16 protein-coding genes and 1 pseudogene are annotated in these 17,042 nt (G+C 46.7%); 10 read left to right on the top strand and 7 right to left on the bottom strand.

The window, feature by feature from the left end; translation table 11 throughout:
- Nucleotides 1–138: 138 nt before the first annotated feature.
- Nucleotides 139–1,482, bottom strand: a complete 1,344-nt coding sequence (locus AB4585_RS19800; RefSeq protein WP_076667210.1) for an NCS2 family permease — start codon at nucleotides 1,480–1,482, stop codon at nucleotides 139–141.
- Between the two features lie 245 nt (nucleotides 1,483–1,727).
- The gene (gene uraH, locus AB4585_RS19795) at nucleotides 1,728–2,081 is read right to left on the bottom strand and encodes a hydroxyisourate hydrolase (protein WP_048611819.1); all 354 of its coding nucleotides are present in this window, start codon (nucleotides 2,079–2,081) and stop codon (nucleotides 1,728–1,730) included.
- Between the two features lie 411 nt (nucleotides 2,082–2,492).
- On the opposite strand from uraH, the gene puuE reads away from it, so the two are divergent.
- The 10 genes and pseudogenes from puuE (at nucleotide 2,493) to AB4585_RS19745 (ending at nucleotide 9,410) form a co-directional block, all read left to right on the top strand.
- Nucleotides 2,493–3,428, top strand: coding sequence for an allantoinase PuuE (gene puuE / locus AB4585_RS19790; RefSeq protein ID WP_372170684.1), 936 nt, complete (start codon nucleotides 2,493–2,495; stop codon nucleotides 3,426–3,428).
- A gap of 26 nt (nucleotides 3,429–3,454) precedes the next feature.
- The gene (gene uraD, locus AB4585_RS19785; RefSeq protein ID WP_372154483.1) at nucleotides 3,455–3,970 is read left to right on the top strand and encodes a 2-oxo-4-hydroxy-4-carboxy-5-ureidoimidazoline decarboxylase; all 516 of its coding nucleotides are present in this window, start codon (nucleotides 3,455–3,457) and stop codon (nucleotides 3,968–3,970) included.
- 123 nt (nucleotides 3,971–4,093) lie between these two features.
- Nucleotides 4,094–5,080, top strand: a complete 987-nt coding sequence (alc, locus tag AB4585_RS19780) for an allantoicase (protein WP_017069066.1) — start codon at nucleotides 4,094–4,096, stop codon at nucleotides 5,078–5,080.
- A gap of 14 nt (nucleotides 5,081–5,094) precedes the next feature.
- On the top strand, nucleotides 5,095–5,655 hold the full coding sequence (locus AB4585_RS19775) for an ureidoglycolate lyase (protein ID WP_017061598.1): 561 nt from the start codon (nucleotides 5,095–5,097) through the stop codon (nucleotides 5,653–5,655).
- A gap of 14 nt (nucleotides 5,656–5,669) precedes the next feature.
- On the top strand, nucleotides 5,670–6,989 hold the full coding sequence (locus tag AB4585_RS19770) for a urate hydroxylase PuuD (protein ID WP_108093595.1): 1,320 nt from the start codon (nucleotides 5,670–5,672) through the stop codon (nucleotides 6,987–6,989).
- 393 nt (nucleotides 6,990–7,382) lie between these two features.
- A complete protein-coding gene (locus AB4585_RS19765; protein WP_017064999.1) occupies nucleotides 7,383–7,655 on the top strand; it encodes a DUF4282 domain-containing protein in 273 nt (90 codons plus the stop codon).
- A gap of 47 nt (nucleotides 7,656–7,702) precedes the next feature.
- Nucleotides 7,703–7,792 (top strand): annotated as a pseudogene (locus AB4585_RS19760) (AraC family transcriptional regulator); the annotation flags it as partial.
- A gap of 96 nt (nucleotides 7,793–7,888) precedes the next feature.
- The gene (locus tag AB4585_RS19755; protein WP_372154484.1) at nucleotides 7,889–8,128 is read left to right on the top strand and encodes a hypothetical protein; all 240 of its coding nucleotides are present in this window, start codon (nucleotides 7,889–7,891) and stop codon (nucleotides 8,126–8,128) included.
- A 16-nt stretch (nucleotides 8,129–8,144) separates the two neighbouring features.
- Nucleotides 8,145–8,618: a GrpB family protein gene (locus AB4585_RS19750; RefSeq protein ID WP_137002188.1), complete on the top strand. Its 474-nt coding sequence runs from the start codon at nucleotides 8,145–8,147 to the stop codon at nucleotides 8,616–8,618.
- Nucleotides 8,619–8,885: 267 nt separating this feature from the next.
- The gene (locus AB4585_RS19745) at nucleotides 8,886–9,410 is read left to right on the top strand and encodes a hypothetical protein (RefSeq protein ID WP_136982328.1); all 525 of its coding nucleotides are present in this window, start codon (nucleotides 8,886–8,888) and stop codon (nucleotides 9,408–9,410) included.
- On the opposite strand, the gene AB4585_RS19740 is transcribed toward AB4585_RS19745, so the two are convergent.
- The 5 genes from AB4585_RS19740 to xdhA all read right to left on the bottom strand — a co-directional run bounded on the left by AB4585_RS19740 (nucleotide 9,407) and on the right by xdhA (nucleotide 16,728).
- Complete coding sequence (locus AB4585_RS19740; protein ID WP_004732869.1) at nucleotides 9,407–10,288, bottom strand: AEC family transporter; 882 nt, start codon at nucleotides 10,286–10,288, stop codon at nucleotides 9,407–9,409. The two genes, AB4585_RS19745 and AB4585_RS19740, sit on opposite strands and share 4 nt — an antisense overlap.
- Before the next feature lie 287 nt (nucleotides 10,289–10,575).
- Nucleotides 10,576–11,910 carry a guanine deaminase gene (gene guaD, locus AB4585_RS19735; RefSeq protein WP_372056039.1) on the bottom strand — a complete coding sequence of 445 codons (1,335 nt, stop codon included), beginning with the start codon at nucleotides 11,908–11,910 and terminating at the stop codon, nucleotides 10,576–10,578.
- A 59-nt stretch (nucleotides 11,911–11,969) separates the two neighbouring features.
- Nucleotides 11,970–12,851 carry a xanthine dehydrogenase accessory protein XdhC gene (gene xdhC, locus AB4585_RS19730; protein WP_136982330.1) on the bottom strand — a complete coding sequence of 294 codons (882 nt, stop codon included), beginning with the start codon at nucleotides 12,849–12,851 and terminating at the stop codon, nucleotides 11,970–11,972.
- 48 nt (nucleotides 12,852–12,899) lie between these two features.
- Nucleotides 12,900–15,290 carry a xanthine dehydrogenase molybdopterin binding subunit gene (gene xdhB, locus AB4585_RS19725; RefSeq protein ID WP_372103400.1) on the bottom strand — a complete coding sequence of 797 codons (2,391 nt, stop codon included), beginning with the start codon at nucleotides 15,288–15,290 and terminating at the stop codon, nucleotides 12,900–12,902.
- Nucleotides 15,283–16,728, bottom strand: coding sequence for a xanthine dehydrogenase small subunit (gene xdhA / locus AB4585_RS19720; protein ID WP_050632513.1), 1,446 nt, complete (start codon nucleotides 16,726–16,728; stop codon nucleotides 15,283–15,285). The genes xdhB and xdhA overlap by 8 nt, the downstream gene beginning before the upstream one ends.
- Between the last annotated feature and the right edge of the window lie 314 nt (nucleotides 16,729–17,042).

The following is a 17,042-nucleotide window of genomic DNA, read 5'->3' as shown; positions in this document are numbered from 1 at the left end:
TTAGCACTATTAGCTTTTTCTTAAAAATGCTGTTCTAGCATGTGTCTTAATAGCTTGGCTTGTGAACAAACCAAGCACTCATTCTTGAGCCATCTCTAAATGACCAAATGTCTAAGCGACGGCTCAAGAACGATTTGATTAACCGATGAACACGAGCTTCGCGACAAAAATCGCGGCTAGGAAGTACATCGAAATCGAGACGTCTTTTGTTTTGCCTGTCGCCAGTTTCAGCACAGTGTAGGTAATGAAACCCAGTGCGATACCATTTGCGATAGAGAATGTCAGTGGCATCATCAGGGCAGTAATAGCTGCAGGTGCACCGTTGGTGAAGTCTTTCCAATCAACGTGCTGCATGCTGCTCATCATCACGAACGCTACGTAAATTAACGCGCCAGAGGTTGCGTAAGCGGGGATCATGCCTGCTAGTGGAGATAGGAAAATTGCCGCTAAGAACAACACACCAACCACAATCGCAGATAGGCCTGTTCGTGCGCCTGCTGCAACGCCCGCTGCACTTTCTACGTAACTGGTTACTGGCGGACAACCCACACACGCACCTGCCACACTTGAGATACTGTCGGCTTTGAGCGCTTTGCTCAGGCCTTCAATTTTTCCTGTTTCAGGGTTAGTTAGGTTTGCACGCTCAGCCACGCCCATCAAAGTACCCGCGGTATCGAACATGTTTACAAAAAGGAAAGCCAAGATAACGCTGATCATCGAAACATCGAGTGCGCCCATAATGTCCATTTTTAGGAACGTAGGCGCTAAGCTTGGTGGCGCCGCGAAGAAGCCGTTGTAATGCACTAAACCAAGCATCATACCGACTAGCGTTACACTCAAAATACCGATTAACACCGCACCAAAGACTTTACGCTCACTAAGAACAGCGATGATCAAGAATGCGATAGCGGCCAGTAGCGCTTCAGGTTTAGTGAAGTCACCTAGAGAAACCAAAGTTGCTGGGTTTTCGACGACGATACCTGCTGTTTTTAAGCCAATCAGACCTAAGAACAAACCAACGCCCGCAGTCATGGAGTAACGTAAACTCACAGGGATACTTTCAATGATCCATTGGCGGACTTTGTAGAAGCTCATCCCGACAAACAAGATACCTGAGATAAACACCGCACCCAGTGCCACTTCCCAGCTGTAGCCCATTTCGCTTACTACCGTGAACGAGAAAAAGGCATTCAAGCCCATGCCCGGCGCAAGTCCGACAGGCCAGTTCGCAAATAGCCCCATTAACAAACAACCGATAGCTGCACCAATACAGGTTGCGACGAATACCGCTCCTGCATCCATACCCGATGCGGCCATAATTTGTGGGTTAACGAAGATGATGTAAGCCATGGTTGCGAAGGTAGTGACACCACCGACTAACTCATTTTTTACGCTACTTCCGTGGGCCTTAATTTTAAAAAACTTCTCTAAAATTCCGTTGTTCGCATCTTGGTTGAGTATTTCTGTTTTACTCTCACTCATGTCAGCAAGTCCTTTTATGTTGTGATCCATTTATTGAATACAGCGAGATTTCAATATTAAGTTTTAAGGTTTTTTCCTAGCCGTTATTTCTTTAGTTATCTGTTGTTTAGTCATCAACTTCTAACTAATAACGTTGTTAGTATTTTTATATGAGCGTGTTTAGTGGGTGCACACCTTTGGGGTGTACACGTGAATCTGTTTAATATTTGGTGATTGAGCCTAGTTCGAAGTTCTAGGTCACGGGACTAACTGCCCCGATAGGTTGAGAAACTGTAAGGCGAGACGAGAAGAGGAACGTGGTAGTGCGCGTCTGGATCATCTAGACCAAAGCGAATAACCACATCATCTAGGAAGGGTACGCCATCCAGCTCCACGCCTTTGCTTCTGTAGTAATCGGCGACGTAAAACACCAATTGGTATTTCCCCGGTCGGAAATCATTTCCTGCCAGAATCGGCGCATCGGTTCGGCCATCGGAGTTGGTGAGTACCGTCGCCAGTTTTTCTGTTGAGCCTTCGTTGACCTTATAAAGCTCGACCTTGATCTCTGCACCCGGTAAGCCGTGAGTAGTGTCTAATACGTGTGTTGTTAGTCTTCCCATAGTCCTTTAATAGCGCTTTTGGCGCTCCTCTGTTCCGTGGTTTATCTGTGTAATTCGACCCTGCAAAGAATGCAACTGGTCACTTTGTTATCACTAACTATGTACGAACTGTATACAATTAGTAAAGCGAATTGTTGGAGAAATGTTAACTATTTAGTCGTTTTTTCTGCCTTTAAAGATGTGTGTTATTGGTTTTTGGTCGAGAGATTCATCGTTAAGATCCTGTTTTTAAATGGTTTGGATGATTAAAATTAACTTGAATAACAAAATCTTTACATTGAGATAAATAATTGTATACAATAAATGTACAGGGGTAAGGTTGCTCGGTTTTTGGAAAATCCATTCACTGATTCATTTTGATGAACCAGTGAAAGAGCGGCTAAGCCAACCACTTATGTTAGGAGTACTTGGATGAATAAGGATTATTCAAGAAATTTGATTGGTTACGGAGCTAACCCTCCAAACCCTCAATGGCCAGGTAATGCGCGCGTCGCGGTTTCTTTTGTATTGAACTATGAAGAGGGTGGTGAGCGTTGTTTGTTACATGGAGACGACGAGTCTGAAGCCTTTCTCTCAGAGATCCCGTCAGCACAGCCGATCAAAGGCGAACGTCACATGAGCATGGAATCCATCTATGAATATGGTAGCCGTGCGGGTGTATGGCGTGTTCTTCGCTTGTTCGATGAATATGAAATCCCACTGACCGTCTTTGCGGTCGCAATGGCGATTGAGCGTCACCCAGAGGTTGCCAAAGCCATGGTCGAAGCGGGCCACGAAATCTGTAGTCACGGTTATCGCTGGATAGACTATCAATACATTGATGAGTCAGAAGAGCGTGATCATATGACCAAGGCGATTGAGATTATCCAACAAGTGACGGGTCAACGACCACAAGGTTGGTATACCGGTCGAACGGGGCCAAATACGCGTCGCTTGATAGCAGAAGAGGGCGGCTTCCTTTACGACTCAGATGCCTACGATGATGACCTGCCTTATTGGCACACCGAAACTGGTCATCCGCAATTGGTGATCCCTTACACACTCGATGTAAACGACATGCGTTTTTCAACGGCGCAAGGTTTTAACTCTGGTGAGCAATTCTTCCAATATCTGAAAGACACGTTTGACACCCTTTATATGGAAGGCGAAACCGCACCGAAAATGATGTCGGTAGGACTGCATTGTCGTCTTATTGGTCGTCCCGGTCGTATTGCTGCATTAAGACGTTTCTTAGATTACGTAAAACAGCATGACAGCGTGTGGCTATGTCGTCGAATCGATATCGCCAACCACTGGCACCAACATCACCCGTACCAACAACAAGCTAATTATCAACAGAAAAAATAACGAAGCGAGAAGCAAGGAGGCTATACGTGACTGAATTTCGATCATGCCAACCAACAACCATGGAACGCGATACCTTTGTCGCTCATTTCGCTGATGTCTACGAACACAGCCCATGGGTTGCTGAAGCGGTTTATGACCAAGGTTTGAATGCCGAAGATGATCATATCGAGAATCTTCATCTAAAAATGGCATCAACCTTGTTAAATGCCGACCAAGGCAAACAGTTGGCTTTGATCAATGCTCACCCAGATTTAGCGGGCAGAGCAGCAGTAAACGGCGAACTCACCGAGTCGTCGACCAAAGAACAAGCGGGGGCGGGCATCGACCAGTGCAGCGCCGAAGAATTTGAAAAATTCACTTCTTACAACAACAGCTACAAAAGTCGCTTCAATTTCCCTTTTATCATGGCGGTGAAGGGAGCCAATCGTTACCAAATTCTTGAGTCGTTCGAGATGCGATTAGGAAATGATAGTGAAACTGAGTTTGCTACGGCGATTCAAGAGATCAACAAGATCGCGATGTTTCGTCTCTGGGATATGTAAGTTAACGGAGTTAACAGCTATCTCAGCCCAGTGTTAGTGCGTTAAAGGTTTGATTTGTAAAAACATAAGCCACTAAGTTCTCATTTTATTATTACTTGATTAATTTCATAGGATTACACGGACATGACCCATAAATTTGAACAGTACATAAACCTTGCAGACGAAAAACTCGGCGCAGAAGCTATCTTCGCAACCGACGATTTTTTCGCAGATAAAAGCCGTCTACTCAGCCACGCAGCGCCAGAGTGGAAAGACGACTTATATGACGACAACGGCAAGTGGATGGACGGCTGGGAAAGCAGACGCAAACGCGGCGAAGGTTACGACTACTGTGTCGTTCGCCTTGGCCTAGCTGGCACCATTGCTGGCGTTGATATTGATACCTCATTCTTCACAGGTAACTTCCCACCTTCGGCATCAATCGACGCGTGTTATTCACCACAAGGTGAGCCAACAGATTCAACAGAGTGGCAAGAAATTCTGCCTTCAATGGCACTACAGGGTGATCATCATCATCTTGAAGACATCGAAAGTGACCAAGTATTTACGCACCTACGTTTGAACATCTACCCAGACGGCGGTGTCGCACGTCTACGTGTTTATGGCCGACCAAGCGTGGATTGGGACGCAATAGATTCTCAGCAACAAGTTGACCTAGCAGCCGTTGAACACGGTGGCCGAGCACTCGCATGTAGCGATGAGCACTACGGCAACAAAGCCAACATCTTAGGCCCAGGCCGTGGTGAAAACATGGGTGATGGCTGGGAAACAGCACGTCGTCGCACACCAGGTAACGACTGGGTTATCGTGGCACTAGGCCACCCAGGCAACATCGAACGCATCGTAGTGGATACGGCTCATTTCAAAGGTAACTACCCAGACAGCTGCTCAATCCAAGCGGCTTACGTGAAAGGTGGCACCGACGACCAAGTGGAAACACAAAGCCTATTTTGGCGTGAACTCTTGCCAGCACAAAAGCTGCAAGCGCATGAGATTCACGAATTCATTTCTGAGGTAAACGACCTTGGTGCGATTACCCACGTACGTGCAAACATATTCCCAGATGGTGGTATCAGCCGTTTGCGTCTGTTTGGTACGAAAGCGAAATAGGTAAGGAAATGAGTATGAGTAATGGAATACGTCGTTTATCTATCGAACCGTTAACCAAGCAGGCTTTTGCAGAGTTTGGCGATGTTATCGAGTCCGATAATAGTGATTTCTTCATGATCAATAGTGGATCAACACGTCGCTACCACAAGCTAGCGACAACGGATGTGCAAGACCAAGATGGAGAAGCCATCATCAGCATCTTCCAAGCCACACCGTTGAGCTACCCACTGACCATCAAAATGTTAGAGCGTCATCCACTTGGCTCTCAGGCATTCATTCCATTACTTGGTCAACCCTATTTAATTGTTGTTGCGCCAAAAGGCGACGATCCAACATTAGCCAATAGCCGAGCTTTCTTGAGCAACGGTCGTCAAGGAGTGAACTATCACAAAGGGGTGTGGCATCACCCAGTGCTCGCCCTCACCGATCAAGACCAGTTCTTGATCGTCGATAGAGGCGGAGAAGGACATAACTGTGATGAAGTTTATTTTGAGAACGACCTAGTGGCATTGCATTTGGAAGATATGCCAACGGAAGACAACAAGGAAGAGCAACGCTTAGCTAAAGCGTTGTGATACAGGAGTTTATTATGGATCCGCATATTACAGAATGGTTGAACTTAGCAATACGCTGGGCTCACATGATTGTTGGTGTTGCATGGATAGGCGCATCATTTTACTTTGTTTGGTTAGAGAACAACCTTAACCGAGTTAACCCTAAAACGGGCCTTTCAGGTGACTTATGGGCGATTCACGGTGGTGGTATTTATCACCTAGAAAAATACAAACTTGCGCCACCCGAGATGCCAGAGCACCTGCACTGGTTCAAATGGGAAGCCTACTTCACGTGGATCACCGGTGTGTGTCTACTGGGTGTGGTTTACTACCTAAACGCTGAGATTTACCTGATTGCACCGGGCTCTGGCCTTGATTCAACAACGGCAATCGCGATTGGTATTGGTTCATTCGTTGCCGGTTGGTTTATCTACGATCTACTGTGTGACTCACCATTAGGCAAAACCCCCGTGTTGCTTGGCGTTGTGCTGTTCGTGCTGCTTGTTGCTGCGACATATGGCCTAACCCAAGTGTTCAGTGGCCGTGGTGCTTACATTCATGTTGGTGCAATTATTGGTACCATCATGGTGGGTAACGTATTCCGCGTTATCATGCCTGCACAGCGCAACCTGGTGAAAGCGATTGAAGAGAAGCGCGAACCGGATCCGGCACTGCCAGCGAAGGGCTTACTGCGTTCTCGTCACAACAACTATATGACACTGCCAGTGCTGTTCATCATGATCAGTAACCACTTCCCAAGCACTTATGGCTCGGAATACAACTGGCTGATCCTTGCTGGCTTAGCGATCTTCAGTATCTTGGTGCGTCACTACTTCAACACCCGTCATGGTAGCCAGAAGTTTGCCTGGACAGTACCTGTAGCGGCATTGGGTATGATCACGCTCGCGTTTGTTACCTCACCTTACGCGAAAAAACAGATGACTCCGGTTGTACAAGCACCAGTGGTTCAAGAAGTGCAAGTAAGCGCGACTGAATCGGCGACAGAAGAACTTGCTGCAAACGACACCGCGTCAACGACGACTAGTTCTCAGGCCGCACCAGCAGACCACGCAATGCAAGCGGCTAGCGCAGGCGTAAGCTTTGAAACCATCAACAAAGTCATTCAAGAGCGCTGTTCTGTGTGTCACTCATCAACCCCGAGCCACGCCGCTTTTGCTGCTGCGCCAGCCGGTGTGATGTTTGATACCCCAGAAGAGATTAAAGCCAACGTACCAAGGATTGTTGCTCAAACAGTAACAACTAAGGTGATGCCGCTTGGTAACATGACTCAAATGACCGACGCAGAGCGCGCACTCATCGGTACTTGGGTAGAGCAAGGCGCTACGCTTCAATAATGATGTGAATCCTTCACCTAAGAGCATGAGTCTTAGGTGAGGCTTGGGGAGAGTTTGGTTTACGGGCACGCGCCAAACTCATCCCACCCTGTTTCCCCGGTTCCTATAACCGGGGCTTTTTGTTGTTTTTGGACAAAGGCATATTAGAAACTTTATTAGTATGCATCCTTAATAGTTTTATGAACCCACCGACGTGAGTTCGATATTTGCGTTACATGACATATTTAGTTGCATATAAATTGTTGTTGGTCATGAAATTTAGGCTGTATGTTTGGTATGTGTATGTTCTGAAAGGAAAGCTTGTTGAAATTCAAAGCTTTTGATTGCGAATATTCACAAAGAACTAGTTAGATACCCAAGTATAAATTTCATAAAAAATAAGGAAATATAGTAATGAAATCAGTTTTTTCGTTCGACTCAATGTTAACTCCTAAGTTAGTTACTGGCCTATATTGGTTGTTGTTGCTAATCGCTGTAGTTTCAGGACTAGCAACCATGTTTGGAGGATATGGAGGCGTAACATTTGAGAAGTTTATTCTTGGTGCGTTTACGATATTAGGCGGCGCTATAGGTGCGAGAATTTGGTGTGAATTGATGATAGTTATCTTCAAAATTAATGAAAACCTGCAGTCTCTAAAGGACTTAAAAGGCGAGACTGAAGCCTAGTATTCAGATGCGTGACAGCTAACACTTCGATGTTAGCTGTCTAACATGCCGAAGCTGCAATTCACTATGTTGCGCCTGTTGGTGAGAAAGAAGACTCTGTGAATCATTGCATGTCGATAGTAAGTACTTACGTTTAAACTGATTCATTGCGTGCGCAGTCCTGTATAAGGTTCTTGATATGAATCTCTACCCATGGCATTTTTAGTCCAAATTGACTTTACTTAGGACAAAAAATGGAAGACTTGATAGTCGCGTATTTTAGGGCATTGAGCTCATTCTTTAGGTATCTGTTTCAGTCGATCTTGATTGAGTTCATTGGTTGCGGAGCTGGCTGGATAGTCTGTAAAGTATTCACACTAGGGCGCTTTCCCCCATTGATTCCAACCGACAAAGAGCGAACCAGAATCTCTTATATCGGAGCTATTAGCATCGTGTTGCTTCTGTTAGCAATTGGTGTGTTCAATAGTTTGTGATTCGGAGTAAGGATATATGAAATTTTATCCCGCGGAACAATACCAAGCAGCTTGCAACGAGCTGTTTATCCGATACGAACGTGACATCAAAAAGCTAATCCCTAACGCGAGAGTTGAGCACGTAGGTGCATCTTCTATTCCATCTGCAGTATCTAAAGGCGACTTGGATATATTCGTCGGTATTGAATCGAGTGAACTTGAGTACGCCATTGAACAACTCACAACACTCGGCTTCAATGAGAAACTCGATACCTTAAGAACGCCGGAGCTGTGCATGTTGGAGTCTACATCAGGACATGACGTGGCCTTGCAAGTAGTTGCCAATGGTTCTGAGTTCGAATGTTTTCTAAGGTTTCGTGACAAGCTACGTGCGAATCCGGCATTAGTGGAGCAATACAACACCCTCAAAATGTCTTGTGAAGGTTGGCCACAAGATGAATACCGCGAAAAGAAGTCGGCTTTTATCGAGCATGTGTTGGCTTTGAAATAACAACAAGTTTCGATTGGATATTATTCATCCAAATCCTAACTTTTTGTGCTGTTTTTACTTTCCTCTTACACTCTTTTCAAATATCGAATTTAGTATCAAATTTCTCTTTGTTATACAGGCAAGTCTCTCATTATGAAGAACTTCTTTGATAGCGAACTCATGCTCTCTAGCTCTTTGAATTTCGTTTTGCTATCGCTTGGGCTAACGCTCCTTTTTCATCTTCCGATTTGGTGTGGGTTCAACTTGAGCCGACGCAAATGGAAGCTTATGGATTATTTATGGCCGTTCTTGGCGGGTATCGGGATGCTGGGTGCAGTGTCTGAGATTCGTGCGAAAGTAGCGGGTGATTGGGTTGAAACCGAACAAACTAGAGCGGTGGCGATTTTAGAATCGGTTCAGCAGTTTTCTTTGGATAAATTAAGAAGCGACATCTGTACAGGTCAGCCATCTTTGGACTCTCACGGGCAACACCATGAGGCGTGTTTATGGTATTTGAACACGGCGATCACGTTCAAAGATGTCGATTTCACCTTGTTACCCAACGCATCGGATTTTACGGTTCCTGCGCCGAGCGTGTCGCTGGTTGAAAGCGATGCCGTGTGGGTGGATGGTATGCTGAGTCAGTATGAGAAGCAGAAAAACCAATACATAAAAACCAGAGAAGCGCAGGTGAAGCAGCCATTAGAAAGCCTCTTCTGGTATGTGAGTCCTTACTTAGTCTGTTTCGCTATTGCTCTGCGCCTTACTAAAGTGACGGCAGAGCTTAAACTGGATAAGTGCGTAAACAATTAACTCGACATAGACAGCGCGAACGACAGTAAAATAGGCAAGGTAACCACACTTAGGAAGTTGCCGAACAACACCATAGATGCGACTTTAGGCGGCTCGACATTGAACCGTTCAGCGAACAGGTAGTTCATCACGGCAGGTGGCAGCATGGTGAACAGCACCATCATTTGTAGGTGCAGCGTTGGCAGCGGGATAAAGAAGTAGATGATGGCGAAGGCGATGGCACCAGTAAACAGCGATTGAGCCGTACACAGCAAGCCAACTTTGAGTCCGCTTAGCTTCAAGTTCACCATTTGCGAACCCAACGACAACAGCATAATTGGGACAGCAGCTTGTCCAAGCAGTGAAGTGGCTTCGTAGATTGGATTCCATACTGCAATGCCAGACAGGTTGAGCGTCATCGCTAATGCTGCGGCTAAGAATATCGGCATCTTGAGGATCTGTTTGATCGGATTACCTTCGCTTAGTAGCGCTAAACCGACACTAATGTGCACGCATGCCGATACCACAAACAGCAATACCGCAGGGGCTAATGCACTCTCACCAAAGGTATAGGTGAACAGGGGAATGGCCAGGTTGCCACTGTTGCGGAACATATGTGGCGGCGCCCAAGCTTTGAAGTTGAGCTTAAAGATCTTACAGATTGGTATCATCAATAAAGCGGGCACCAACACCGCGACCAAAGAGGCGGTGATGAGTGGCAGTTGTTCGGTGTCGAGAGGCATGGTGGTCAGCGAGGCAAACACTAGCGCAGGAATACACACATCCATGTTGATGCGATTGATCGGTTTGAAATCGGGCTTGAGCCAACGACCCACCGCAAAGCCAGCACTGGCTAAAGCAAAAACGGGAAACAGAATGCTGACGACCTGTTCGAACATAGAATTCCTTTCTAGATTGAGTGCTTCCATTTAGCTGAGAAACGAATGTTTTAGAGAGACGCTAAAGTGAAGTATGAAGTCGATATGTATAAACATTAACCTATCAATATAATGACTTGGCGTCACCGAAGATCGTTGTTTGTGAACGGTTAATTTATATTTCTTTGAATGAAGCACAAAAAAGACCAGTGGCATCAGCAACTGGTCTTTCAAGGCTAGATAAATCTGGACGGATTTTTAATTAACGACGGCTGTCGCTGTCTAGCGATTGTTACTCGGTTTTCAGTCTAGCTAACGAGCTTTTGATAATCTTTGAAATTCACATCGTAGGCTTTCTCGCCGTAGATGTAAGTCTCGCTGACGGTTCTGTCGTCACCCAGGCTCATCAATACAAATAGCTTCTCTTCAAGCTTGGTCGCTTGTTCCATTCTAAAGCGCATCAATTGTGTGGCGTGTAAGTCCAACACCACGAAATCGGCTTCTTTTCCTACTTCCAAGTTGCCAATCTTGTCTTCTAAATGCAGTGAACGTGCACCACCTAATGTGGCTAAGAATAGCGACTTAGCTGGGTGCAATTTCTTATGTTGAAGCTGCATGATCTTATAGGCTTCACTCATGGTTTGTAGGATTGAGAAGCTAGTGCCTGCGCCGACATCAGTCCCCATACCAACACGAATGCCGTGCTCTTCCATTTCTGGTAATCGGAATAAACCTGAGCCTAAGAACAGGTTAGAGGTCGGGCAGAAAGCAATGGCAGATTCCGTGTCGGCTAGGCGCTTACATTCGCAATCAGACAAGTGAATGCCATGGGCGAAAACCGAACGTTTGTGCAGTAGGCCATAGTGGTCATACACATCCAAATAGCTGTCGCGCTCTGGGAACAGTTCTTTTACCCATTCAATCTCTTTCTCGTTTTCAGAAAGGTGCGTGTGCATATACACATCTGGGTACTCTTCTAGCAATTTACCAACGGTAGCCAATTGTTCTGGTGTACTGGTTGGCGCGAAACGAGGTGTCACGGCATAAAGCAAACGCCTGCGGTTGTGCCATTTCTCAATCAGTTCTTTGGAGTCGGCGTAGCCAGATTCTGGCGTGTCGGTGAGGTAATCAGGCGCATTGCGATCCATCAAAACCTTACCCGCAATCATACGTAGGTTGCGCTTCTCAGCTTCTTCAAAGAAAACGTTAACCGACTCTTTGTGTACCGTGCCGAACACGAGTGCCGTGGTTGTGCCGTTGCTTGCTAGTTCGTCTAGGAATAGCTTCGCCACTTTGTGTGCGTAGACTGGGTTTTTGAAGCGCTTTTCTTCTGGGAAGGTGTAGTTCTCTAACCAATCAAGAAGTTGCTCACCGTAAGACGCGATCATCCCTGTTTGAGGGTAGTGGATGTGCGTATCAATAAAGCCAGAGGTGATCAGCTTGTCTTTGTATTCTTTGACTTCGAGTGTTTTAGGTTGGCGAGCCAATACCTCGTCGACATGGCCCAAGTCGACGACATGGCCGTTCTCAACCACTAAAACACCGTCTTCAAAATAGTCGTAAGACTCATCGATGCCGACGTCTTTTGGGTCGGCGACGCTGTGTAAAATACTGGCGCGATAAGCTTTGCGTTGCGTTGTCATGTTTACTTCCTTTTAATGACTTCAGCGACGTTATGGCCACTGAAGCTTTGCGACTTGTGTTAGGCGATCTTCTCTTCCAATGGTGGTTCGCCTACGTCGCTTGGTTGACTGTGTTGATCGGTCAAACCCTGATTTCGATATTGTTTGGTTGGGCGCTTTTGTTCAAGCGCTTGGCCTTGATAGTGTGCGATCAGTTCACCCGCAACCGATACCGCAATTTCGGCAGGATGTTTGCCATTCACGGCGCTAATGCCAATCGGGCAAAGCATGGTTTCGATTTGTTCTTGGCTGTAGCCGCGCTGCTCTAAGCGGAAGTCGAACTTCTTACGCTTGGTAAGCGAGCCGATCATGCCAAAGTAACGGCTGTCTTCACGGTCAATAATGGCTTTGGTTAGGTCAAAATCGAGCTGGTGGTTGTGGGTCATCACAAGGTAATAACTGTTTGGTTGCATGTGTTTCACTTCACCGACTGGGTCGTCTGAGACAAGCTTTTTAACACCGTGTGGCAGCGTTTCAGGGAACACTTCTTCACGTTCATCAATCCAGGTCACACGGAAGGGTAGGGTTGCGACAATGTGCAGCAGCGCTTTGGCAACGTGGCCTGCGCCAAACAGCACAAGGTGGTTCTGCTGAGTGCCAATCGGTTCAAAGCTTAACGTTGCCATTCCGCCACAACATTGGCCTAAACGAGCACCTAGGTTGAAGCGTTCCACTTTGAGCGATTTTTCACTGGCAATCAGCATCTCTCGAGCCATTTTAGTGGCCACATGTTCAAGGTGACCACCACCAATCGTAGCGATGATTCGGTCACGAGTGACAAGCATTTTGGTGCCCGCATCGCGTGGAACGGAACCTCTGTCTTCAAGAACCGTCACCATCACACACGGTTCGTAGTTCTCTTCCAGTTTTGCCAGTTCGTGAATCCAATTATCCTTAAACATACGTCCTCCTAAATCCCTTCTATACTTCCCAAGCTATCATGAGCCTTATTAAGCCGTTTCTGATTGAACATCGACCGAAGTCGGAGCCGTTTCAGTGACTTCCTGAATCGCCATCAGAATACGCTCTGGTGTCGCAGGTGTGTTGAGCTTAGGAATCGCGCCATCGACGGCGACATAGCTAATGGCATCTTTCAGTGCGCTCCATACCGACATACCCAACATGAAAGGTGGCTCACCCACGGCTTTCGAGTTGAATACGGTGTCTTCTGGGTTGTTACGGTTTTCTAAAAGGTGCGTTCTGAAATCAATTGGCATATCAGCAATTGCAGGGATCTTGTAGCTCGCTGGGCCATTGGTCATCAAGCGGCCTTGCTGGTTCCAAACCAACTCTTCCGTCGTTAACCAACCAACACCTTGCACAAAGCCACCTTCGACTTGGCCGATATCAATCGCAGGGTTCAATGAAGCGCCCACATCATGCAGAATATCGACACGCAGAATCTTGTTCTCGCCGGTTAGGGTATCGACGATAACCTCTGAACAAGATGCTCCGTATGCGTAGTAGTAGAAAGGGCGACCGCGCGCTTTCTCGTGATCGTAATAGATCTTCGGAGTGCGGTAGAAACCAGTGCTCGAAAGCGAGATTTGGTTAAACCAAGCCAGTTCAACAAATGAGTTGAAGGTCATGATCTCATCGCGGATCTGCACCATGCCGTTCTTAAATACCACCTCTTCAGGCCACACTTTGAAGTGCGAAGAAGCGAAGTCGATCAGGCGCTGCTTAATGGTCATTGCGGCGTTTTGCGCGGCCTTACCGTTGAGGTCGGTGCCCGATGAGGCTGCGGTTGGTGATGTGTTCGGAACTTTGTCTGTGTTTGTAGCGGTGATCTGGATACGTTCGACATCGACTTGGAACTCCTGTGCAACGATTTGTGCCACTTTGATGTTCAAGCCTTGCCCCATTTCCGTACCACCGTGATTCAAATGAATACTGCCATCGGTGTAGATATGGATGAGCGCACCTGCTTGGTTCAAGAAAGTCGCAGTAAACGAGATGCCGAATTTCACTGGTGTGATCGCAAGGCCTTTCTTCAAGATAGGGCTCTGCTTGTTGAACTCGGCAATGTCTTTACGACGTGCGTGATAGTCACTGCTGCGTTCAAGCTGTTCGGTTATCTCAGGTAAAAAGTTGTCTTCAACGGTTTGGTAGTAATGGGTCACGTTACGGCCTTCTTCGCCGTAGTAGTTCGCCTTACGTACTTCCAAAGGATCTTTTTTCAGGTAACGCGCAATCTCGTCCATGATGTGTTCAATGGTCATCATGCCTTGCGGGCCACCAAAGCCACGGTAAGCGGTGTTCGATGCTGTGTTGGTTTTGCATCGATGACCGACCACTGTCGCATCGCCTAGGTAATAAGCGTTGTCTGAGTGGAACATCGCACGGTCGACAATAGAGCTTGATAAGTCTGGTGAGTAACCACAGTTACCTGCAACGGTAATGTCGGCACCTTGAATTACACCATTGTCGTCAAAACCGACCGTATATTGGTTGTAGAACGGGTGGCGTTTACCGGTTTGCTGCATGTCTTCACTGCGCAGCAAACGCATTTTTGTAGGTCGGCCTGTAAGGTGGGCAATAACCGCAGCCATACACGCTGGAGAGGCCGCTTGGGTCTCTTTACCACCGAAACCACCGCCCATGCGACGCATATCAATCACGACTTTGTGCATCGGCACGCCAATCACTTCCGCAACCAGTTTTTGAACTTCGGTCGGGTTTTGAGTCGAGGTGTAAACGATCATGCCGCCGTCTTCGGTTGGCATTACGCTACTGATTTGAGTCTCTAGATAGAAGTGCTCTTGGCCACCGATCTCTAGGTCACCAGAGATCACGTGTTTTGCTTTTGCCAGTGCTGCTTTTGAGTCACCACGTTGTTGAGTGTGGCTTTCTGTTACGAAGTGCTCTTTCTCTAGCGCTTCTTTTACATCAAGAATCGCAGGGAGTTCTTCGTATTCAATGATTGCAGCGTGTGCGGCTTTACGCGCGGTTTCTAAATCATTGGCAGCCACGGCAATCACAGGTTGGCCGTAGTATTCTACTTTGCCGTCTGCAAGCAGTGGGTCACCCGGTAGGATGGCGCCGATATCTAGCTCACCCGGTACGTCTTTCGCTTGAATGGCAATCGCCACGCCTTCGAATTCGTAACACGGTGACAGGTCTATTTTGGTGATATTCGCGTGTGCTTGAGTGCTCAGGCGTGCGTAGACGTGCAGCTGATTTGGGAACTCTAGGCGGTCATCAATGTACACCGCTTCGCCCGTGACTTGCTTGGCTGCACTATCGTGTTTAACGCTTTTACCTACGCCAGTTTTTAGGTCTTGTTTTGCAATGGTAACCATCTCTTCGTGGGTCATCGCATGCTCGTGTGATTTAGACATAAGACGTTACCCTTGTTTCGATTTGGTTGTTTTTGTTCTGCTGTTCAATGAAGTAACGACGCAACATATTGGCTGCCGACAATGAACGGTATTCTTGGCTGGCACGGAAATCAGATAGCGGCTCAAAGTCGTTATACAGTTCCTGCATCGCTAACTTAATATTAGCGTCTGTCCATGGTTTGCCTAATAACGTATTTTCACAACGCGCCGCGCGCTTAGGTGTTGCAGCCATACCGCCGAAAGCGATACGAGCGTAAGAAACCTTGCCGTCTTCGATTTGAATATCAAACGCACCACACACCGCAGAGATGTCGTCGTCTAAACGTTTAGACAGTTTGTAAGCTCGGAAGCTGTCGTTAGTTGGCTTAGGAATGATGATCTGTTCAATGAACTCACTCTCTTTTTGCGCCGTCACTTTGTAGCTGATGAAGTAATCTTCAATCGGCATGGTGCGTGACTCGTCACCGCAACGAAGTTTGATCTTTGCGTTAAGGGCAATCAGCAGAGGAGGGGTGTCACCGATAGGCGAAGCATTCGCTACATTACCGCCGATGGTGCCTTGGTTACGCACTTGCAGTGAAGCAAAGCGATGCAGCAGTTCACCAAAATCTGGGTAGTGTTTTTTCAATAGTGAGTAAGAATCACTGATAGGCAGGTTGGCACCAATGATTAGATCGGTGTCGGTCTCTTCACATACCTTCATGTCTTCAACAAGGTTCACGCTGATCAGCGTTTCAATCTCACGATGGAATTGCGTCACTTCCAGCGCTAAATCCGTACCGCCAGCAACCAGCTTAGCGTTCGGGTGGGCTTGAAAAAGCTTGGCCAACTCATCGGTGCTTTTTGGGGAAAAAGCGGTGAGGTGACCAAGGCGTAAGTTGGCCTCAGTGTCTTGAATGCTTTCTAGCTTCTTGATGGTGTTGCGTTCAAGTTCAGCAAATTGGTCGATCAAAGGTTGGTCTGTTGAAAGTGACATCGCAGCATCAACAATTGGTCGGTAGCCTGTACAACGACATAGGTTACCCGCCAGTGATTCCATGACGTCTTCTTTGCTCGCATCGGGTTTGTTTTTGCCTAGCGCAAACATCGACATGATGAAGCCCGGCGTGCAGTAACCACACTGTGAACCGTGAAAATCAACCACCGCTTTTTGCACTGGGTGCAATGAGCGATCTCGATTTTGCAGATCTTCTACTGTGATCAGTTGCTTGCCATGCAGCGCTGAAACGAACGTAAGGCAAGAGTTCACCGAGCGGTATTGCAGTTGTCCATCAACCACCTCACCCAGAACTACCGTACATGCACCACAGTCACCCGACCCACAACCTTCTTTGGTACCGGTTTTATTAACCTTGGTACGAAGGTAGTTGAGCACTGTCATATTTGGCGACAGATTATCTTCGCGTCTTATTTCCTGATTGAGCAAAAAAGTAATCAAGAGACCTCCTTGTAAATCGACATATTTCCATGTGTATTCTTTTTGACTTCTAGGTCAATAATTATCCATCCTGACCCTGTGGTCAACTATTTATTTACAAAAATGCAACAATGAGGTGTTGTGTTGAATTGTATACAATTTATTTTATTGCCTATTTGTTTGTTTTATAAAGATTTGACGGTCTTTTGGTAAGTTTAATGGTGTGAATGTGTTTTTGATGATGTATACAAAAATCGTAGGAGTTTAAGGAGGTGAGTACATCTGTGTTATTCAGTTCTATAACCTCATTCAGGCAAGTAATAACAAGGCGAACA

The sequence above is a fragment of the Vibrio sp. 10N.222.49.C9 genome (assembly GCF_041474985.1).
GTDB classification, from domain to species: Bacteria; Pseudomonadota; Gammaproteobacteria; order Enterobacterales; family Vibrionaceae; genus Vibrio; species Vibrio crassostreae_C.
Note: the sequence above shows the minus strand (reverse complement) of the source record. Positions and strands in the feature narration are given on the sequence as shown.

What these genes read in the sequence shown, in the direction of transcription:
- AB4585_RS19800 (WP_076667210.1), bottom strand. Translation starts at nt 1,482, where the DNA reads ATGAGTGAGAGTAAAACAGAAATACTCAACCAAGATGCGAACAACGGA.
- uraH (WP_048611819.1), bottom strand. Translation starts at nt 2,081, where the DNA reads ATGGGAAGACTAACAACACACGTATTAGACACTACTCACGGCTTACCG.
- puuE (WP_372170684.1), top strand. Translation starts at nt 2,493, where the DNA reads ATGAATAAGGATTATTCAAGAAATTTGATTGGTTACGGAGCTAACCCT.
- alc (WP_017069066.1), top strand. Translation starts at nt 4,094, where the DNA reads ATGACCCATAAATTTGAACAGTACATAAACCTTGCAGACGAAAAACTC.
- AB4585_RS19775 (WP_017061598.1), top strand. Translation starts at nt 5,095, where the DNA reads ATGAGTAATGGAATACGTCGTTTATCTATCGAACCGTTAACCAAGCAG.
- AB4585_RS19770 (WP_108093595.1), top strand. Translation starts at nt 5,670, where the DNA reads ATGGATCCGCATATTACAGAATGGTTGAACTTAGCAATACGCTGGGCT.
- AB4585_RS19765 (WP_017064999.1), top strand. Translation starts at nt 7,383, where the DNA reads ATGAAATCAGTTTTTTCGTTCGACTCAATGTTAACTCCTAAGTTAGTT.
- AB4585_RS19755 (WP_372154484.1), top strand. Translation starts at nt 7,889, where the DNA reads ATGGAAGACTTGATAGTCGCGTATTTTAGGGCATTGAGCTCATTCTTT.
- AB4585_RS19750 (WP_137002188.1), top strand. Translation starts at nt 8,145, where the DNA reads ATGAAATTTTATCCCGCGGAACAATACCAAGCAGCTTGCAACGAGCTG.
- AB4585_RS19745 (WP_136982328.1), top strand. Translation starts at nt 8,886, where the DNA reads ATGGATTATTTATGGCCGTTCTTGGCGGGTATCGGGATGCTGGGTGCA.
- AB4585_RS19740 (WP_004732869.1), bottom strand. Translation starts at nt 10,288, where the DNA reads ATGTTCGAACAGGTCGTCAGCATTCTGTTTCCCGTTTTTGCTTTAGCC.
- guaD (WP_372056039.1), bottom strand. Translation starts at nt 11,910, where the DNA reads ATGACAACGCAACGCAAAGCTTATCGCGCCAGTATTTTACACAGCGTC.
- xdhC (WP_136982330.1), bottom strand. Translation starts at nt 12,851, where the DNA reads ATGTTTAAGGATAATTGGATTCACGAACTGGCAAAACTGGAAGAGAAC.
- xdhB (WP_372103400.1), bottom strand. Translation starts at nt 15,290, where the DNA reads ATGTCTAAATCACACGAGCATGCGATGACCCACGAAGAGATGGTTACC.